We start from the raw sequence: 18,043 nt of genomic DNA, 5'->3' as shown, positions 1-18,043 counted from the left end.
ATCATACATGAAGAGTACGTAAGTCATTATAGAAACGTGCTGAACCATTCCAATATTAGTACGCGCCCTTGCCCTTTAAAACAATAAAAAGGGTCTTCCAAAGTATCTTCAGATCAAGGCCGAAACGCCAGTTTTGGACGTATTCGACGTCATATTTCAGGGTTTCCGTAAGGGTCAGCTCACTGCGGCCGTTGACCTGGGCTAGACCGGTCACTCCCGGCGGCATGTCCAGACGATGACGTTGTTCAGGGGTATACTGGTCCACGATTTCCGGAACTTCCGGCCTCGGACCAACAATGCTCATCGTACCGTTGATAATATTCAAAAGCTGGGGCAGTTCATCCAGGCTGCTTTTCCTTAAGAATCTGCCGCTCTTCGTAATCCTCGGGTCATCCTTATCCTGAAAGATGAAGTTGTCGGGATCAAACTTGCCTTCTTTCTTCAGCTGCTCAATTTTTTCCTTCATCACAGCATCGGCATTCGGAACCATGGTCCGGAATTTATAGATTGTGAAGAGCGCTCCATTCCGTCCGACTCTTTCCTGCCGGAAGACTGCGGGGCCTTTGGAATCGGCTTTGATCCAAAGGACAATCATCAGCCACAATGGGGATAAAATAATGAGCAGCGGGATGGAAATCAACAGGTCTAAAACCCTTTTCGCAAACAAATTACCACTCCTTGGGATTTTACTCCTTCACATCTTACAAATATTCTTACTATCTTTCGTAGATGATTTCGAACAATTTCCTAAATTCTATAAGAAACGGAGGAGAAAGTCTGTTCTTCCTTCTTATGACCTGATCTTTTCAATAACACGCTGTACGGCTTCAATAACATCCTGAACATCGGCATCACTCATTCTGGGATAAAGCGGCAGGGAAATAATTCTCTCGTAGAGCGCTTCCGTCTTTGGAAAATCTCCGGGCTTGTAGCCAAAGGTATCCCGGTAATATGGATGATACGGAAGCGGAATATAGTGAACGCTGGTGCCGATATTTTCTTCCTTGAGCAGTTCAATAAACGCAGCCCGATCTACCGTAAGTTTATCGAGATTCAGCCTGATCATGTACAAATGGCGGGCATGACGGGCATATGCGAAATCAGTTGGAACTTCTATTTCGGGAAGCTTGCTGAAAGCAGCGTTATAACGCTGCCAGATGACTTCTCTTCTGGCCTGCATCGATTCCAGTTTGGCTAGCTGGGTCATCCCCATCGCAGCCTGAATATCCGTCATATTGTACTTGTATCCCGGGTATTCAATCTCATAGTACCAGGAGCCTTTCTCGGAAAACCTGTTCCAAGCATTCCGGCTCATGCCGTGGAGGCTCAGGACTCTCATCTTGTTGGCAAGCTCATCATCGTTGGTCATCACCATGCCGCCTTCACCAGTCGCCAGATTCTTCGTCGCATAGAATGAAAAGGCTGCCGCATCACCAATCGTGCCGACCATTCTGTCTTTATACTTCGTATACGTGCCATGGGCCGCATCTTCCAAAACAAATAGGCTGTATTTTTTTGCAATCACCATTATCTCATCCATCTCGCACGGCAGCCCGGCCAAATGGACCGGAATAATTGCCTTGGTCTTGGCAGTAATCTTCTCTTCGATCTTTGCCGGATCGATATTCATGGTTTTGGGATCAATATCTACCAGAACAGGAGTTGCCCCGCAGTGAATGATCACATTCGCTGAGGCTGCAAACGTCATGGCCGTGGTGATCACCTCATCGCCTGCTCCGACTCCGGCAGCCAGCAGGGCGATGTGCAGTCCTGCAGTGCAGGAATTCAGCGCAATGGCATGTTTGACACCGATATATTCGGCAAAACGCTTTTCAAATTCTCCGGTCTTTGGACCCTTGGAAATCCAATTCGATTTCAGGCTGTCGACAACAGCTTCAATATCATCATCTTCAATCAGCGGTAGCGCATAGGGAAGGAACTGTTCGCGTCGTGGACTCATAGATTTACGCCTCTTTCTTCGTTTCAGTGTCTGCTATCATGTTATTATGTTGTTCTATTGTTCTTATTAGATTTGTTTTTTGATTTATCGATTAATTGTTTTTATACTTCGCTTATTCTTCAATACTTTTAATTCCTTGTTCATTGGCTAATTTTTCATTGACTACTTTATTTTACTACGCTTTGGCCAAAAAACAACTTCAGGCTTTCTTCAAATGAAGCTGCTCAAGCCAGTTTCTGACGATACTGTCCCAGGAATAGTGCCTGATGACATATTCCCGGCCCTTTTCGGAAAGTACCCTGCAGGTTTCCGGATCTGCCTTTAGGCGCAAGACCGTCTCGGCAAGGAGTCTGGGGTTTTCGGGTTCGAGCACCACTCCGCCGCCGCTTTCTTTGACAATCTCGGCGCCTTCGCCCTCTCCGACATAGATCAGTGGCTGACCGCTGGCCATCGCCGGGAATACTTTGGAAGGCCTTACCCCTTCCGAGAGCTTATAGCGTCTGAGGGTCGAAAGACTGATGCTGCTTAACGAATAATAACGCGGAATCTCTTCGAGCGGCTGGAAATCGATAAAACGGACATTGGGCAGATCCTTTTCCCGGGCGATCTGTTCAAGCCGGGGTCTTTCGGACCCGTCGCCGACAAATAGAAAGAATATTTCCGGCTCGGCACGCAGCAGATCGGCGGCCTCAAGCGCTGTCTCAATCCCATGGGCATACCCCATCGTCCCGGCATACAGGATCACGTATTTTCCCTGCAGACCAAGCTGCTGTTCCAGCACCGGGTCTTTGGGCCTCGGTTTAAAAAGTTCGGTATCAACGCCGTTAGGCAGGAATAAGATATCTTCAGCTTTGACCCCTTTCTTTTTCAACCCTTCCACAATCCCCTGGGTCTGGGCCGAAAGCTTAAATGCCTTGCGGTAAAAACAGCGTTCCAGACGCTCACACATGCCGATAAGCTGTTTATTCGTGACAAGCCCGAGCTGCACCGCGGATTCCGGCCACAGATCGGAGACATTGAAGATATAGGGTGCTCTTTTGAAGAAAGAAGCAATGACGGCTGTAAAACCGATAAAAAGCGGCGGAGATTCCACAACGATCAAGTCCTGGGGACCGCTGCGGCAAATTCCCAAAAAAGCAGAAAAGACAAAAGAAAAATAGTTCAGCAAACGCAGCCAGAATCTGCCCCGCTTCACCGGATATATGCAGGTTCTCAGAACAACGATTCCTTCCATATCCTCACGCGCAAACACTTTTCCCCGGTATTCATCCGGGATGATCCCGGTGGGATGGTTCGGAAAGGCAGTTACGACCGTAACCGCATTCCCCTGGTTCCGCAGGCCTTTGGCCAGCTCCCAGAGCCTTACCTGAGCCGCCCCCTTTTCCGGCGGAAAATACTGCGTCAAAAGCAAAATACGCATATTTATCTTTACTCCTAGATTAAACTTACTTTACTAAACCTATTTTGGCTGCTTCTTCTAGTACATTGATCTTTAGATAGTTTGAGAAATATGTTCATTTGGGTCTGGTCTGCGCGCCACATTCCGCTCTCGGCTGTTGCGCCATCCGTGGCGCAAACAGCCGCGCTCCGCCTCCATGCTCCGCTTAACGCTGGAACTGTGGCACACAGACCCAGCTATGAAGGTTTAAATGTCAGGTTATCTAGAGAACAGTATACTAGTAATAAAAAAGATGTGCTAAGCACGTCCAGCTGGACTGCGGATGCGAAACGCAGCGACGGCCATGGATAGCTTAATGCCGTAATACCATGAACACAAGCCATGGAAGGTCTAATACATGCAGACTTACATAAACGACCTTATAATTAGTCTGTGCGCCACAGAACAATGATAATGAACTTATGATCAGTCTGCGTGCCACGGTTCCGCGAAAAGCGGAGCAAGGAGTGCGGAGCGCGGCCTTTTGTGTCAAGGAGGACACAACGGCCGAAAGCGGAATTGTGGCACGCAGACAGGCCCTAAAAATGCAATCAATCTGTGGCCCACAGACAAGCCCTAGAATTAGATTAGTCCGCTACCCCACAGAGAAAAGCTCTACCAAATTAGTCAAGCTCCAGCCGGTACTTCCGCGAAAGCTTCAACACCACCAGCATCGCGCAGCTGAGCCAGAATATCGGATCCTCGAAGAAGCGTCCCTCAGCTTGAGAGCTGATAAATACGGTTGCAGCCCACAGCACATAGCCCGTGCCGGCAAAGTATTGGTTTTGCTCCTGAAACATACCAAGGTAGTCATGTCCAAGGCTGAACAATTTGGCCAGCCTGTACAGGATCACTGCCCAGATCGCCGTGAGTACAGCCAACCCCACGGCCCCCAGTTCCGAAGCAATCGTCAGAATGGTGGTGTGGGAGCGTATTGCTCCGCCGGGGATATTCATCAAATCAAAATAACTCTGTTTAAACACGGTCTCGAAAGTGCCAAGGCCGGTGCCAATCAGCGGATGGTCCTTAAATATTGCAATCGCGGCCTTCCAAAGGTATAAACGCTGCTCGCTTGAATATGCGAAACCCTTCGTCATCGTCAGCATCCTCTCCCAGATTTCCGGACGCAGGAAGATCACGAGCACCCCGCAAAGGGCTCCTAAACCGAGAACCCAGAGAACAGCCTTTTTGTTTGGCAAGAAGATCAGCGTGGCAATCAGAATTGCCAGAAGCGTCAGGAATCCACCGCGCGAACCGGTCAGTACTAATTCTGCCAGCAGGACAGCGAGACACGCCATATAAATCAGTTTATGGCTTCTTTCCCGGGTATAAATCTGCAGAACAAAATTCGATGCAATCCCGAGGATGATGTAACGTGCAAAAATATTGGGGTCGACAAAGGTAGCATTGACCCGCAGCGTCTGCTCAACCAGCAGTTTGTCTCCCTGCCAGATCAGGTTCCCCGTAATCCCTTCATAGAAACTGACCAGCGCAAGCAGGAGTGCCATGATATGTACGGCTTTGAAAGGCAGCAGAGCGCGTTCTTTATCCATCAAAAGTGCGGTAGAGATAAACACAGCAAATAAAATCAGCAGCCGGATGGTTTCAGTAACAGTGTTGCCAAAGTTGGCGGAGTATACAACACTTATCCCACCGAGAATGATAAAAACCAATAAAACAAGCGTCAGTGGATCTTTTAGAACCACCCTAAGTTTTTTGCGCATCTCCTCCGAAAAAAACACGCGGGAAAATGCCGCCAGGATCAGAACAATACTGGTAAGCCTGGTCAGGGAGACCTCTCCCAAAATTTTTTCCAGAAAGCCAAGGTTCGGATACCAGTTAATCGATATTTCCAACGCAACTGCCACTGCCAGAGACGGCACAAGCCATAGCGGCTTTTTGACAGCCAGGTAACCAAGAAGTATGATGGTCAACACGAATACCGGCCACTGAAGCATGTTCGATTCCTCCCAGTTTTTATTTTCGAAGACCCTTCTGAATAACAAATCCACCGATCTTCCGGAAATCCTTGTCCAATATCACGAGCGCCAGGCAATAAATGATTCCAGCCATTACAGCAGATAGCAGCGGATGAAAGCTGTTTGTCAACCAGGCGGTCCCTGCCATCAGCAAGGAAGCAAGCATGATTGACGGCAGCTGGCGCCAGATCCGTATCTTATAAACCCCTTTTCGGACCAACAGGTAGTATCCGCAAAAGATAAAGATCTCGACAATGATCAGCGCATACGCAGTACCGCTGATCCCGAACAGCGGATTCAGGACCATAATCAGAATAAACATCAGTACTAGCGCAGAACCCTGCACGATGGTTCTCTGCCACTGGTGGTTGGTTGTTGTCAGGACATCGCCGAGGGAAAAACTCATGCATTCCAGTGCAAAGAACCAGGATACAATCATCAGGATCGGGATCGATTCATCAAATTTTCCGGCATAGAGCCATGTTGTCAGCGGTCCTGCTAAAACAAAAATCAGGATGCTGCCTGGAATCCCAATCCCGGAAAGCAGCTTGAAGACCTTTTCAGTCGTATTCCGATGACCGTCCTTATCCGTTTCCCCGAGCTGATACAGCACAGGATAAAGTGCGCTGGTCATCAGGCTCGGCAGAAAGATCAGCATCAGGACAAGCTTGTACGCCGCAGAATAAATCCCTACCTCGACATTGCTGGCTGTCAGTGACAAAACCAGAATACTGAGCTGGAAAAAGACGTTATAGAATATCCGGTGGATCCCAAACGGCAATCCGTTCCTGACCATTAGCATCAGACTGCTCCGTTCAACGCGCGGCCTGATTTCCCTTCTAAGGGCGAAAAACAGGAGTACACTAATCAGTATATACGTAAACAAATGGGTAAACGTAATTGCAACGACTCCCATCCCGGCAAAGATCACCGCAATGGTCAGTCCTCCGATCAGAAAGGTGGTCAAAAACTGGAACGCAGCAGCCAGGTAGAGCTTCTGAACGGCTTGATAATAGTTATAGACCGACTGATTCAGCGCATTGAAAGATACAGCCACGCCCAAAACGACAACCATTTCTTTGGTCGACGTATTGTATCCGGCCGGGAACATAAAGATGACCATTAATAGAAAACACCCAATGGAGATTACGGACTTGACAAACAACGTGTTGCCGAAATACCGCGGCAATTCGGCCAGGTTCCTCGAACAATCCTGCACCATGAGCTGGCTGATGCCAAGCTCCGCAAACAGAATAAACGTTCCGACGAACGCGTACGCTGTGGAGTAATCTCCAAATGGTCCCGGGCCAAGGTAGCGGGTAACAAATATACCCACCACGGCGGCAATGGCCTTGGCAAGTACTCCTGATATTCCCAGGGCCGCAGCATTTTTAGCGATCAGGCGGGTATCCAAACTCTATCACTTCTTCTTTAGCTTTTCTTTATTCGACTTTACGGTTTCTCTTGGACGCTTCGATCTATTTCCATCTTTTCAGTCATGTTTTTTAGCCTTAATTCTCAAATCTGCTGTAAATCTTCAGCAGCTTTTCCTCCATTTTGCCCCAGTTGTACTCTTCTCTGACAGCCTTGATGCCGTTATCACCCATCTCTTTGCAGAGCCGCGGATCCGCCAGCAGGATGCCCAGACCTTTGGCAATATCCTCAGGCTTGGTCGGATCAACAATGATCCCGCTGTTATAGCTGGTCAGAAAACGCTGGATCGGAGGAAGATTGCTGCCGACAATAGGGATGCCGCAGCTCATGTATTCAAACTGTTTAATCGGTATGTTCTTAAAATATTTAGGCAGCGGCAGCAGCGTAACAATACCAACCCTGGACTTTCGGATATACTCCTGGACCTCGATATGGGGCACCCGTCCTGTGAAAAGGATATTTTTGCTCAGATCATTTTCTTCAATGTATTGGGTGACGATTTCTTTGCCTTCAGCGTCGTTAAAAGGACCGACAAAAATCATCCGGATATCCGGATACTTCTCCTTCAGCAGCTTGATAGCCTGGACAGTCATATATACGCCGCGCTCCAGTGTAATATCCCCCTGGTAAATGGCATCGTATTCCTTTTCCGGGAGTTCCGTTTCTTTTGGCGAAGCGTCAGCTTCCGGCGGTATAAATTCCGTAAAATTATAGATCACATCAACTCTTGGATTTTTATCGGCAAACCGGTCTTTGACCGCATCATCTGCCGTGATGATTTGGTCAAATTTTTCAGCATAATACCGTTCACTTTTATCGACCAAAAAAGTAGCCAAGGGTCTCAAGATCCGCGGGATCTTCCTGGACATGCGCATCATATCCGGGTAATGTTCGTGGACATCGTAAATCAGCTTGCACGCAGGCAACGCTTTTTTAATCTTTAACACTTTGTAGATCAGTTCAAAGTCGTGAAAATGGCAGATATCCGGTTGCAGTTCGATCGCTTTGGCAACAACGGTATCCCCGAGCTTAAAGCGGCCGTAAAGAGACCCCGCTCTTGGCACGCCAATGATCCGGATCCCCTGTTCCATATATTCAGTCCTCTCATCAGGAACAATCAGGGTAATGTCATCATATTTTTTCTTAAGAGACAAAGCCTGCTTGTAAAATATTCGGTTATCGAGGGCCGGATGACCCGTTGTGAGAATGCATATTTTCAAACTGTCCTGCCTCCTGTTAAACTTCGATAGACTCTGGCCGTTTGGGCCGCATTATTCGACCAGGTAAACTGATCAAGCACCGTTTGCCTGCCTGCCTCACCAAGCCTCCGGCAGTAAACAGGGTCTCTGAGCAGTGAATCAAGTGCTCCGGTGAGATCTTCGACATTCCGAGGAGCGACAAGCAGACCGTTTTGGCCATGGATCAACGCATCTTCGATTCCTTCGCCGCGGACACCGATAACCGGTAATCCCTGGGCCATCGCTTCAATATAGACGACGCCGAAGCCTTCCTGCCAGCTTGGCAGACAGAAAATATCGGCCCCAGCCATCTCTTTCATCACTTCGGGGTGGGTAAGCTTTCCGAGAAAAATAACCTTATCTTTAAGGTTCAGACTTTCCGTCAAATCCTCCAGGGCTTGTCTTTCTTCACCGTCACCTGCAATAAAATATTTGAGTGAAGGATATTTTTCGGCCAGAGATGAAACCGCCCGGAGATTCAGATCGATGCCCTTGGTTTTCTTCAGATTCGAAACACTCAGGATCCTGATTTCTTTTCGGGTATTACCGGAAATGCCGCTGCTATCAGTACTTAGAATACTTTTGCTACAGTCTGTGCTGACAATATCAGCAGAAATACCGTGCCTATTTGAATGATGGCCGGGAGAAATATCCGGCGGCGGTACACAGTCATTCAAGTCGATGCCGTTATTGATAACCTCTGTCTTCGAGAAAAAAGCCTGGTCCCTGATGATATTCTTCAGTTTGGAGCTGACTGTAATGATTCTATCTGTGCCCTCCAGTACCTCAAAAAGTCTCCGGCGGCATTTTTCATTTTTGGTCAGAGTTGACTGAAAGTCCTGCCCGTGGATGGTAACCACAAGCGGTATATCATCGTCTTTCTTCAGTAAAAATGCCGCGTGGCCGTCGGGAAGGGCCACGTGGGCATGGATCAGATCAAATGGAAAGTCCCGGCAGATCTGGGCGATCTGCCTGCGGATTCCCTGGTACACGAAATAGCCCGACTGCTCCAGGAAATAGGAGCGCGGAAACTCGAGATAACGCGGATAGTATACTTCAACTCCGTCCACCACATCGTGATCGGGTATGGACGCATAGGCCCGCCACTTCGGCTGGAGTGCCGGTAGGGGCCAAGGCGCATATGGCACAGGGGATACGACTTTGATCTCGCAGCCTTGATCCTGCAGCGCTTTAACCTGCTTATGAATGAAAATGCCGTAAGCCGGATTCTGAGATGAAGGATACATATGAGAGATCACCAATATCTTCACCGTTAAACCACCTTACTCAGAACTAAGGGGTCTTAGGGACACATCGTTTATCCCCCTTTGCTCCGCAAACGAATTATAAGCCAGCCCCATACAAATTGCAAAAAAAGTCATCAGCTGCAGATTGTAAAATATCCCCGCCATGATGTTAAACACAAAGATGGACGGCAGTACTGCGGCATACGCTGCCATAAACTGCATCGGCTGGCTGAATACGAGTCCCCGTCCTGAGGCAGCAATCTTAGCGCGAAGGTTTCTGATGCCAAGAATAAACGGAAGCAAAAAGAAGCTCAGATAGATCGCCAGCCCCAAAAAACCATACCTTCTGGCATACAGCGCATACTCATTGTCCACAAGAGTTGTCATCACGTATTTCTGCGTACCCCAGCCAAAGACCGGAGAATCCCAAATGCTGCCGATTGCTTTTCCCCAGCGGTCCAGGTGGCCCTGGAAAGAAGTACTGTTGGAAAAGTCGAGTCCTTCCTGCAGCCTGTAGAAGAAATCGCCTGAAGCCGTTAGGAAAAGAACTGCCGTCAGCACAAACAGCGCCGCTATTTTAATCAGAACCTTTTTGTTATGCCGGTGATAGACAAAAGCCCAAATGCTTAAAATCAGGAAAAGTAGCCCAATACCGACCAGGGCTGTCCGGGATATCGTCAGGAATTCCAGTTTGATCACAAAGCCGATCAAAATAAACAGCAGGACCGGAAATTTTCCGTGATTTTCACCGAAATAATAGCGCACTGTCAGAAAGGAAAGCGTCATCACAGTAAATATCCCGAAGAAATTCGGGTTGTCAAAGGTGCCCTGCACCCTGGCCGGATTGCCGACCAAAAGCAGCTGCCAGTGCTGCTGGTCAAAATAGGGCGACAGCCAGGTATTCATATTCAGCACGTTGAAATGCTGCCCCCAGCCGAAAATAATCAAAAAAGCAAGGCCGCCAAGAAAAGCTTTGCCCAGGAAGTCAAATTCCTCTGTTCGCAGATCGATGGACAAAGCAAGCGTTACGGCCAGATAATATTTGCAGAATGTCACCAGTTCCATGACATCCCGGAGACCATAATAACCTGCTCCTTTGATGATCACGCCATAGATGTTGGAAATGGCGTAAGAGAATACGAGTAAAACAAAAATAAGCAGAATCCACTTATGCTCTTGTTTGCGTTTCAACAGCTGCTCTTTTTCTTCAGGGCTGAAGCGGAATCCTTTTGCTGCAAACAGCAGGATGTTGAGGCCAAAGACACCGAAGAGCAGCAGCTCGTCCAATCGAATATTTGGAAGAGAAGGATGAATAGGAAATGAAGGCAGGATCATTGCTGAAAGCATGGCCATTGCCAAAATAAAAAGTCTGGTATCATTCCTTCTCGTAATGCCGTTATTCCAAAACATTATGCCTCCTGTTTTACGTTCACTTTTTGGGGTTAGTCTGTTAGCCACACCACCGCTTTTCGGCTGTTGTGCCATCCATGGCACAAAAAGCCGCGCTACGCAATCCTGCTCCGCTTACAGCGGAACTGTGGCTCCCAGACTGATTTCAAGAATATTAAGTCTGCATGCCAGTTTAGCTCTGTATTAAACAGTCGTTGATAACATGTACGATTTCTTCTTGCTGCTGCAGGGTCAGTTCGGGATAGCACGGGATCGCCAGTGCATGTTCGCTGGCCTTTTCGGCCTCAGGGAAGTCGCCGATTTTATAGCCCAAATACGCAAAAGCTTTCTGCTGATGGAGCGGAAGCGGATAATAGACCGCTGAAGCAATGCCTGCTTCCTTCAATTTCTCCATGACTTTTTCTCTCTGCTGGACTCGCATGACATACAGATGGAACACCTGATAGGCTTCCGGGTCTCTGCCGGGAAGGATTAGTTTCTGCTGATCTGCCAGTGGTTTAAGCAGACTGTCGTACAGTTCGGCTTTTTGCCTGCGGGCTTTGTTCCATTCATCCAGATACTGAAACTTGACGCGGAGAATAGCAGCCTGGATCTCGTCCAGCCTGCTGTTGTAGCCAATCTCTTCATGGAAATATTTTGTCTTGGAACCATGGAAACGGAACAGTCTGACCTTTTCCGCAATTTCATCACAGTTGGTCACTACCATGCCGCCATCACCATAGCCGCCGAGATTCTTGGTTGGGAAAAAACTGAATGTTCCGGCTGTTCCGTAGGCTCCGGCTCTTTTGCCCTTGTATTCAGCCCCGATCGCCTGGGCGGCATCCTCTATAATCTTAAGCTTATATTTTTGGGCCAGGTCCATGACCTTATCCATATTGACCATCTGGCCAAAAATATGAACAGGAATAATCGCCTTTGTCCTGGAGGTAATTTTGCTTTCCAACTGGTCAATATCCATATTCAGTGTGACCGGATCAATATCTACGAATACAGGTGTTGCCCCAAGACTCGCAACTGCCTCTGCGGAAGCAAAAAAAGTAAACGGCGTCGTGATGACTTCATCCCCCTGCGCAATGCCGCAGGCTTTGAGAGCCAGTACAAGTGCATCCGTGCCATTGGCAACAGCAACTGCGTGCTTTGTCCCGCAGTACGCTGCTGTTTTTTCCTCCATTGCTTTCACATTCGGTCCGAGAATGAAATGACAGGAGTCCAGAACCCCGAGTACCGCCTGATCAATCTCTTCTTTTATCGATAAGTACTGCGCCTTTAAATCCAAAAGTGGAATTGACACATACATCCTCCCTTTCTGACGACCACGGATGGCCTAATGTCGAACAAAAATCCTATGAATACAAATTGTCTTGTTTAGAGTTCATCATACCGTGTAAGCGTTGGATAGAGTTGGCGCTTCGCTTATTCCATGGATGGCATGGAGCAACTGCAGACAATATATTTAGGGTACACCCTGCACGAGTTAATTTCAAGAATTAATATATTGTTTATCCTGGTAGGTCTCGGTAATACATTAGCTAGATCAGCTCATCTTCCGGGACATCCCGGACGGCTTTAGCAGGAAATCCTTTGTAGACTTTCCCAGCAACTGTATCTTTTGTAATGAGTGAACCTGCCGCGACAAATGTCTCTTCCGCCACCTCAATGCCCGGAAGCAGGATCGCTCCTCCTCCAATCCGCGCTGCCCTGCGGATTACGGCTCCCTTGATATGTTTAAAACGTTTTTCGGTCCGCCCCATATAATTGTCATTCGTCGTTGTCACCATCGGCGCAATGAAGACATTTTCTTCAATCTCCATATATGCGGTAATGTAGGAGCCGGTCTGAATCTTCGTAAAAGATCCGATCCTGGTATTATTCTCGACAGCACTGCCGCTGCCGACAACGACTTTTTCACCAAGCGTGCAACGCTCCCGGACCAAGGCCCTGTCTCCGATAAAGACCCCGTCGCCGAGCTCTGTACCGGAATAAATCACTGAGGAGCAGCCAATGGTACACTTTTTACCAACTGTAAGTGGCAGCAGGTCTTCCGTGTTTTTGACCGTACTGGTTGCCGCTGCGCGCGGCGGGCGTCCTATTGACGAATTGCTGCCGACAAACGTACCTTCGCCAATCACTGTCCCCGGATATACCGCGGTATGATCGCCTGCGGTGACCCCGGCTTCCAAAACTACCTGATTTCCCAAGGTGACATGGCATCCAAGTTTAACATCTTTACCGACCTTCACTCCATCCGCCAGTACACACCCCGGCTCCAGTATTGCCCCGTCTTCAATCACGACATTCTCCCCTATTACGCAAAAAGGGGCGATACTTACCTTTTTCCCAATCATAGCGCTAGCCGCGATAACCGCTCCGGAATGAATTTCAGCTGCCAAATCAAACCCTTCTTTCTATACAATTTAATTTATCAATATTCTAAGAACAAGCTGTCACTAAGAATACTTAGCTTGCACCAAGCCTTAGTCTCCTTTAGGTGTATTAGAAAGTCCTTATACTTTCTGAAACAAATAAATGAGGACGCTTTGCTATAAACATCCTCACATGTAGTGACTTCCACCTTGATAAATAACATTTACATAGGGAAAGTTTCATTCCGTTCCCAGGATTCTACGATCCGGACTGCCTGATAATAGTCAAAGCCTTTGCCTAGCAGGTAAGCAACAAGGGCTGTTTCCATAACACCATGTCTCACATTCACAGTCCCCACTTCTCTCATTCCATGCCTGACGGCAAGCTCGACCTGCATCATTGTCTGGTGATAATCCGGCATCATCGAATATGTTCCCGGTCCCGGTCCATCATAAGGAGGTCTCATTTTTCTGTCTCCTTTCCGGTTTTAGTGTACAATACAAATATGTGCCAACCGAAAAGGAAGTGCATGGTTTTTTCTAATCTTCAATTAACGGAAGTTTAACCGGTACCCCGGTTTCCTGGCATTTATAGATGGATAAAATGATTTCAAGTGCTTTTCGTCCCTCTTCGCCGGGTACAGCGGGAGTCCCATTGGTTTGAACGGCCTGGATCATATCCTCAATGATCTCCCGGTGGCCAAATCCGTATACGTTAGGCGGATCAGTCTCCTGGGCAGCAAATATCTGCTCTTTTTCTGCTTCACTATCGGGGAATTCCCAAACCTCGACGCGGTTCACTGCAATCCCGCCGATCACAGCTGAGCCTGTTTCCCCAAAAACGTTCAGCGTTTCCTCGATATTCTTTGGATAAATCGTGGAAGCAGCCTCAATCAGCCCGATTGCGCCGTTCTTAAACTTCAGTACCGCTCCGGCGACATCTTCCATTTCAATATTTCTTAACGCGGTATGGGTATAGCCAAAAACGGATTCTACAGGACCGAACATCCACTGTAATAAATCAATGTTATGAATGGACTGATTCATCAGGACGCCGCCGTCCTGCAGTTTGGTCCCTCTCCAAGGTGCCTGCAGATAATAGTCCATGCCCCGGTTCCAGCGGACAGTCGCCTGGCCATGTGTCAGTTTCCCAAAACGTCCTGCTTCCAAAGCGTTTTTCAGTAATTTAATTGATTGATTAAAACGATTCTGATGAATGACCGCCAGTTTGACACCGTTCTCCCTGCAGGCCCTGATCAGCAGATCTGCTTCGCGGAGCGTCATGGACATAGGCTTCTCGACCATCACATGCTTGCCGGCCCTGGCCGCTGCAATCCCGATTTCCGCGTGGCTTCCACTCGGGGTTGCGATCGTGACAATATCGATATCTTCTCTCTTCAAAAGATCGTGATAATCCAGATATGGCTTTGCCTTGTACTTGCTGGCAAAATCTTCAGCCCTTTCCGGCACAATGTCACAGACAGCAGCCAGCTCTGCGCCGGGAATAGCCATAATCGATTCCGTATGTTTCGGGGCAATTCTTCCGCACCCGATTACGCCAAATACTATTTTGTCTCCTGTCAAATTTCCACACGCTCCAATCATAAAGGAAGGATAAAAGAAGCGTCTCTTTTGTCCCCGCTACCTTACTTAGATTTTGAATATTTTTTCACGCATCTGCCGAACGTCTTTGGTTGCATTGCGTGTATCGACAACTAACGGTGCATATTGGACGATTTGATCATAGTCTATAGCACTGTGATCGGTGATAATCAGGACACAGTCGGCCTCCTGCAATACATTCGGGGTTAGCTGGATGCTTTCCAGATGCATGGTGCTGCCGCCATGCGGCTCGATCACCGGTACGTAAGGGTCATGGTAGCTTAAGATGGCCCCTTCCTTGCGCAGAAGTTCCATGATGATCAGGGCCGGTGATTCGCGGACATCCTCAATATCCTTTTTATAAGCGACACCTACGACCAGGAGTTTGGCATCCTTAACGCTCTTATTCATGGAATTTAAAGCCCGGTATACTTTATTGACGACATAAGAAGAGACTTCAACATTGATCTCGCCGGCCAGTTCAATAAAGCGGGTATGAAAGTCATACTCTCTGGCCTTCCAGGTAAGGTAGAACGGATCAATCGGAATGCAGTGGCCGCCAACACCCGGTCCCGGATAAAACGTATGGATACCAAAAGGTTTCGTCGAAGCAGCCTCGACGATCTCCCAAACATCAAGCCCCATCCGATCGCATAATAGCATCATTTCATTCACGAGTGCGATATTGACTGCGCGGTAGGTATTTTCAAATACTTTGGTAAGTTCCGCTGCCGCCGGTGAACTGACCGGTACGACATTTACAATGGTCTGTGCATATAAGGTATAAGCAATCTCCAGGCAGTAAGGCGTTACGCCGCCGACAACTTTGGAGGTGTTCTTCGTTGAAAAACGCTTGTTACCGGGATCAACTCTTTCCGGCGAAAAGGCCAAGAAAAAGTCTTGCCCGACTTTAAGCCCCGACTGTTCCAGAATCGGCAGGATCACTTCTTGCGTGGTTCCAGGATATGTCGTACTCTCAAGTGTGACAAGCTGTCCCTGACGAATGGTTTTTCCGACTTCCTCAGCGGAAGCCTTCATATAAGAAATATCAGGATCCCTGGTAATGGTCAGCGGTGTCGGTACACAAATGATCACCACATCACAGTCGGCAAGTTTGGTAAAATCAGTGGTTGCCTGAAGGATCTTTTTATCGACAAGTTCTTTAAGCTCCTCGTTCTTGACGTCTCCGATATAGTTTTCTCCGGCTGATACCATGGCAACTTTCTCTGCATTAATATCAAATCCGAGAACTGGGAAACCAACCTTACCTTTCTCAACTGCCAGTGGCAGGCCAACATAACCAAGACCGATCACGCCGATCCGGGCGGTATGGTTTTCAATTTTCTTTTTGAGTTCCAGGGCAACAGGATGATTCTGCGTAATGACATTTTTAACTTCCAACATAGAAGTTCCTCCTTATATCTGTGGTGCAAGCGTTTATCTGTGATGCAAGCGTTCATGATGGTCAAGACTGCGCTGCCTAAGTTTTTATGGTCTTCCCAAAGTCAGGAAGAAGTGTCCTGATGGAAGTGTTGATTTCCTCCCTGTTCATATAGCTGCCACGCTCGCGTATTTTCTGCACCAGTCCTTCGATCGCCTCGTGATCAATATGGTTGGGCCTTGCTACGAAAATACGTTTATGTTTCGTTGCCGTCGTGCCTTCTTCCGAAGTCAGAATCTCTTCAAAAAGTTTCTCTCCGGGTCTCACGCCGGTAAACTCAACTTGAATATCTTTACCCGGTTCAAAACCTGATAAACGGATAAGGTCCTTGGCCAGATCAACGATCTTCACAGGCTTGCCCATATCAAGAATAAAGATTTCTCCGCCTGAGGCCATCGCGCCGGCCTGAATGACCAGTTGGCTTGCTTCGGGGATGGTCATAAAGTAACGGGTCATCCTAGGATCCGTTACCGTTACCGGTCCCCCCGCCATAATCTGCTTTTTAAATGTCGGGATGACGCTTCCACGGCTTCCGAGAACATTGCCAAAGCGAACGGCGACAAACTTGGTCTCAGATCTCTTGTCATAGTCCTGGATGACCATCTCGGCCATCCTTTTAGATGCGCCCATGATACTGGTCGGATTAACCGCCTTATCGGTGGAGATCAGTACAAATGTCCTGACTCCGGTTTTGTCAGCCGCTGCGGCCAGATTGCTCGTGCCCATCACATTATTTTTCAATGCTTCCTCAGGATTTACCTCCATCAGTGGCACATGCTTGTGCGCAGCTGCATGGAAAACCACGTAAGGCTTGTACTTTTCAAAAACAAGGTTAACCTTGCCGGCATCCTTAATATCAAAAATTTCCGTCACTATCGGGGAATTCTTCAACTCCTGCTCAATATCAAAAATACAGTTTTCCCCGTGTCCGGCCAGAATAAGCTTTGAGGGGAAAAACTTGACAATCTGCCTGCAAAGTTCCGATCCGATGGAACCTCCGGCACCGGTCACCAGAACAACCTGGTTTTTCAGGTAACCTGCCACCTCTTCCAAATCCACCGATACCTGTTCGCGCCCGAGCAGGTCTTCGACCTGTACTTCCCTTAAAGAACTCACCGTAATCTTGCCGCTCAGGATGTCGTATACGCCGGGCATAATCTTTAAGACCGCCCGTGTCTCCTTGCATATTTCCACGATCTCCCTGACAGTCTCTCCATCGGCAGAAGGGATCGCGATGATAATCTCATCAACAGCATAGTCCTCAACAATCCGCCGGATGTCGTCACGGGAACCCAACACCGGAAATCCTTGAACATGAAGATTAATTTTGCTTTTGCTGTCGTCAATAAAACCGACGGGTACACCTTCTTGAAAATCTCTTTTCTTGAGTTCACGCAAAGCAAGAACGCCTGCGTCACCGGCTCCGATAATGAGTACTTTTCGCTGCGATTTGTTGGACACGGCAAAAATAGTATTCTCCTGGCGCATCCTCTGGCTGAACCGGAGTCCGCCGATCAAAACAATCAGCATCAGCCAAAAGTAAATGCTGACCGAATGCGGAAGTCTGAGCGGGGAAATAAAATAGACCGCCATAACTGTAAACGCTGCACCGACGGTTACAGCGTAGACGATAGAAAGAAGCTCTCTGACACTGGCATATCGCCAAATATTTTTATACAACCCAAAAAAGTGGAACGTTACGATCAGCACGAAGGTTGATACGATCGCGGCATTCAAATAAGTACCCAAATATTTAACAAACTCCACCTGCAGATCAGCCTCTTCGGAAAGGCGCAGGTAGAAGCTTAAAAAAAGGGCAAGATTAATCAATAAAGCATCGGTAAGCATAAAAAATAGGGTACGTTTGGGATGTGCCACGCTATCAGTTCCGACCTTTCAGGACATAATTCGTTTTCACCGTTTATCAGTTT

At 47.9% G+C, this 18,043-nt stretch carries 14 protein-coding genes; all 14 read right to left on the bottom strand.

Features of this window, described 5'->3' with window-relative positions; all coding sequences use genetic code 11:
• Positions 1–55 precede the first annotated feature (55 nt).
• The gene (locus A7D23_RS14055; RefSeq protein ID WP_068884161.1) at positions 56–667 is read right to left on the bottom strand and encodes a sugar transferase; all 612 of its coding nucleotides are present in this window, start codon (positions 665–667) and stop codon (positions 56–58) included.
• A 123-nt stretch (positions 668–790) separates the two neighbouring features.
• Entirely contained in the window at positions 791–1,960 is a 1,170-nt protein-coding gene (locus A7D23_RS14050; protein ID WP_068884159.1) for a DegT/DnrJ/EryC1/StrS family aminotransferase, read from the bottom strand.
• Between the two features lie 199 nt (positions 1,961–2,159).
• A complete protein-coding gene (locus A7D23_RS14045) occupies positions 2,160–3,380 on the bottom strand; it encodes a glycosyltransferase family 4 protein (RefSeq protein WP_068884157.1) in 1,221 nt (406 codons plus the stop codon).
• A 641-nt stretch (positions 3,381–4,021) separates the two neighbouring features.
• Positions 4,022–5,356, bottom strand: a complete 1,335-nt coding sequence (locus tag A7D23_RS14040; protein WP_068884155.1) for an O-antigen ligase family protein — start codon at positions 5,354–5,356, stop codon at positions 4,022–4,024.
• Between the two features lie 19 nt (positions 5,357–5,375).
• Entirely contained in the window at positions 5,376–6,791 is a 1,416-nt protein-coding gene (locus A7D23_RS14035; RefSeq protein ID WP_068884153.1) for a flippase, read from the bottom strand.
• Between the two features lie 97 nt (positions 6,792–6,888).
• Positions 6,889–8,031, bottom strand: a complete 1,143-nt coding sequence (locus tag A7D23_RS14030; RefSeq protein WP_068884152.1) for a glycosyltransferase family 4 protein — start codon at positions 8,029–8,031, stop codon at positions 6,889–6,891.
• Positions 8,028–9,320: a glycosyltransferase family 4 protein gene (locus A7D23_RS14025; protein ID WP_068884151.1), complete on the bottom strand. Its 1,293-nt coding sequence runs from the start codon at positions 9,318–9,320 to the stop codon at positions 8,028–8,030. Before A7D23_RS14025 ends, A7D23_RS14030 begins: the two co-directional genes overlap by 4 nt.
• 12 nt (positions 9,321–9,332) lie before the next feature.
• Positions 9,333–10,706: an O-antigen ligase family protein gene (locus A7D23_RS14020; protein ID WP_068884149.1), complete on the bottom strand. Its 1,374-nt coding sequence runs from the start codon at positions 10,704–10,706 to the stop codon at positions 9,333–9,335.
• Between the two features lie 172 nt (positions 10,707–10,878).
• Complete coding sequence (locus tag A7D23_RS14015; RefSeq protein WP_068884148.1) at positions 10,879–11,997, bottom strand: DegT/DnrJ/EryC1/StrS family aminotransferase; 1,119 nt, start codon at positions 11,995–11,997, stop codon at positions 10,879–10,881.
• 238 nt (positions 11,998–12,235) lie between these two features.
• Entirely contained in the window at positions 12,236–13,096 is an 861-nt protein-coding gene (locus A7D23_RS14010) for an acyltransferase (RefSeq protein ID WP_083221935.1), read from the bottom strand.
• Between the two features lie 197 nt (positions 13,097–13,293).
• The gene (locus A7D23_RS14005) at positions 13,294–13,536 is read right to left on the bottom strand and encodes a hypothetical protein (RefSeq protein ID WP_025206183.1); all 243 of its coding nucleotides are present in this window, start codon (positions 13,534–13,536) and stop codon (positions 13,294–13,296) included.
• A 73-nt stretch (positions 13,537–13,609) separates the two neighbouring features.
• Complete coding sequence (locus A7D23_RS14000; RefSeq protein ID WP_025206184.1) at positions 13,610–14,653, bottom strand: Gfo/Idh/MocA family oxidoreductase; 1,044 nt, start codon at positions 14,651–14,653, stop codon at positions 13,610–13,612.
• A gap of 66 nt (positions 14,654–14,719) precedes the next feature.
• Complete coding sequence (locus A7D23_RS13995) at positions 14,720–16,075, bottom strand: nucleotide sugar dehydrogenase (RefSeq protein ID WP_025206185.1); 1,356 nt, start codon at positions 16,073–16,075, stop codon at positions 14,720–14,722.
• A 76-nt stretch (positions 16,076–16,151) separates the two neighbouring features.
• Entirely contained in the window at positions 16,152–17,990 is a 1,839-nt protein-coding gene (locus A7D23_RS13990; protein WP_176714431.1) for a nucleoside-diphosphate sugar epimerase/dehydratase, read from the bottom strand.
• Between the last annotated feature and the right edge of the window lie 53 nt (positions 17,991–18,043).

This window comes from Dehalobacter sp. TeCB1 (assembly GCF_001707455.1).
Taxonomy (GTDB): domain Bacteria; phylum Bacillota; class Desulfitobacteriia; order Desulfitobacteriales; family Syntrophobotulaceae; genus Dehalobacter; species Dehalobacter restrictus.
The sequence above is the reverse complement of the archived record's forward strand: the minus strand, read 5'-3'. Positions and strand labels throughout refer to the sequence as shown.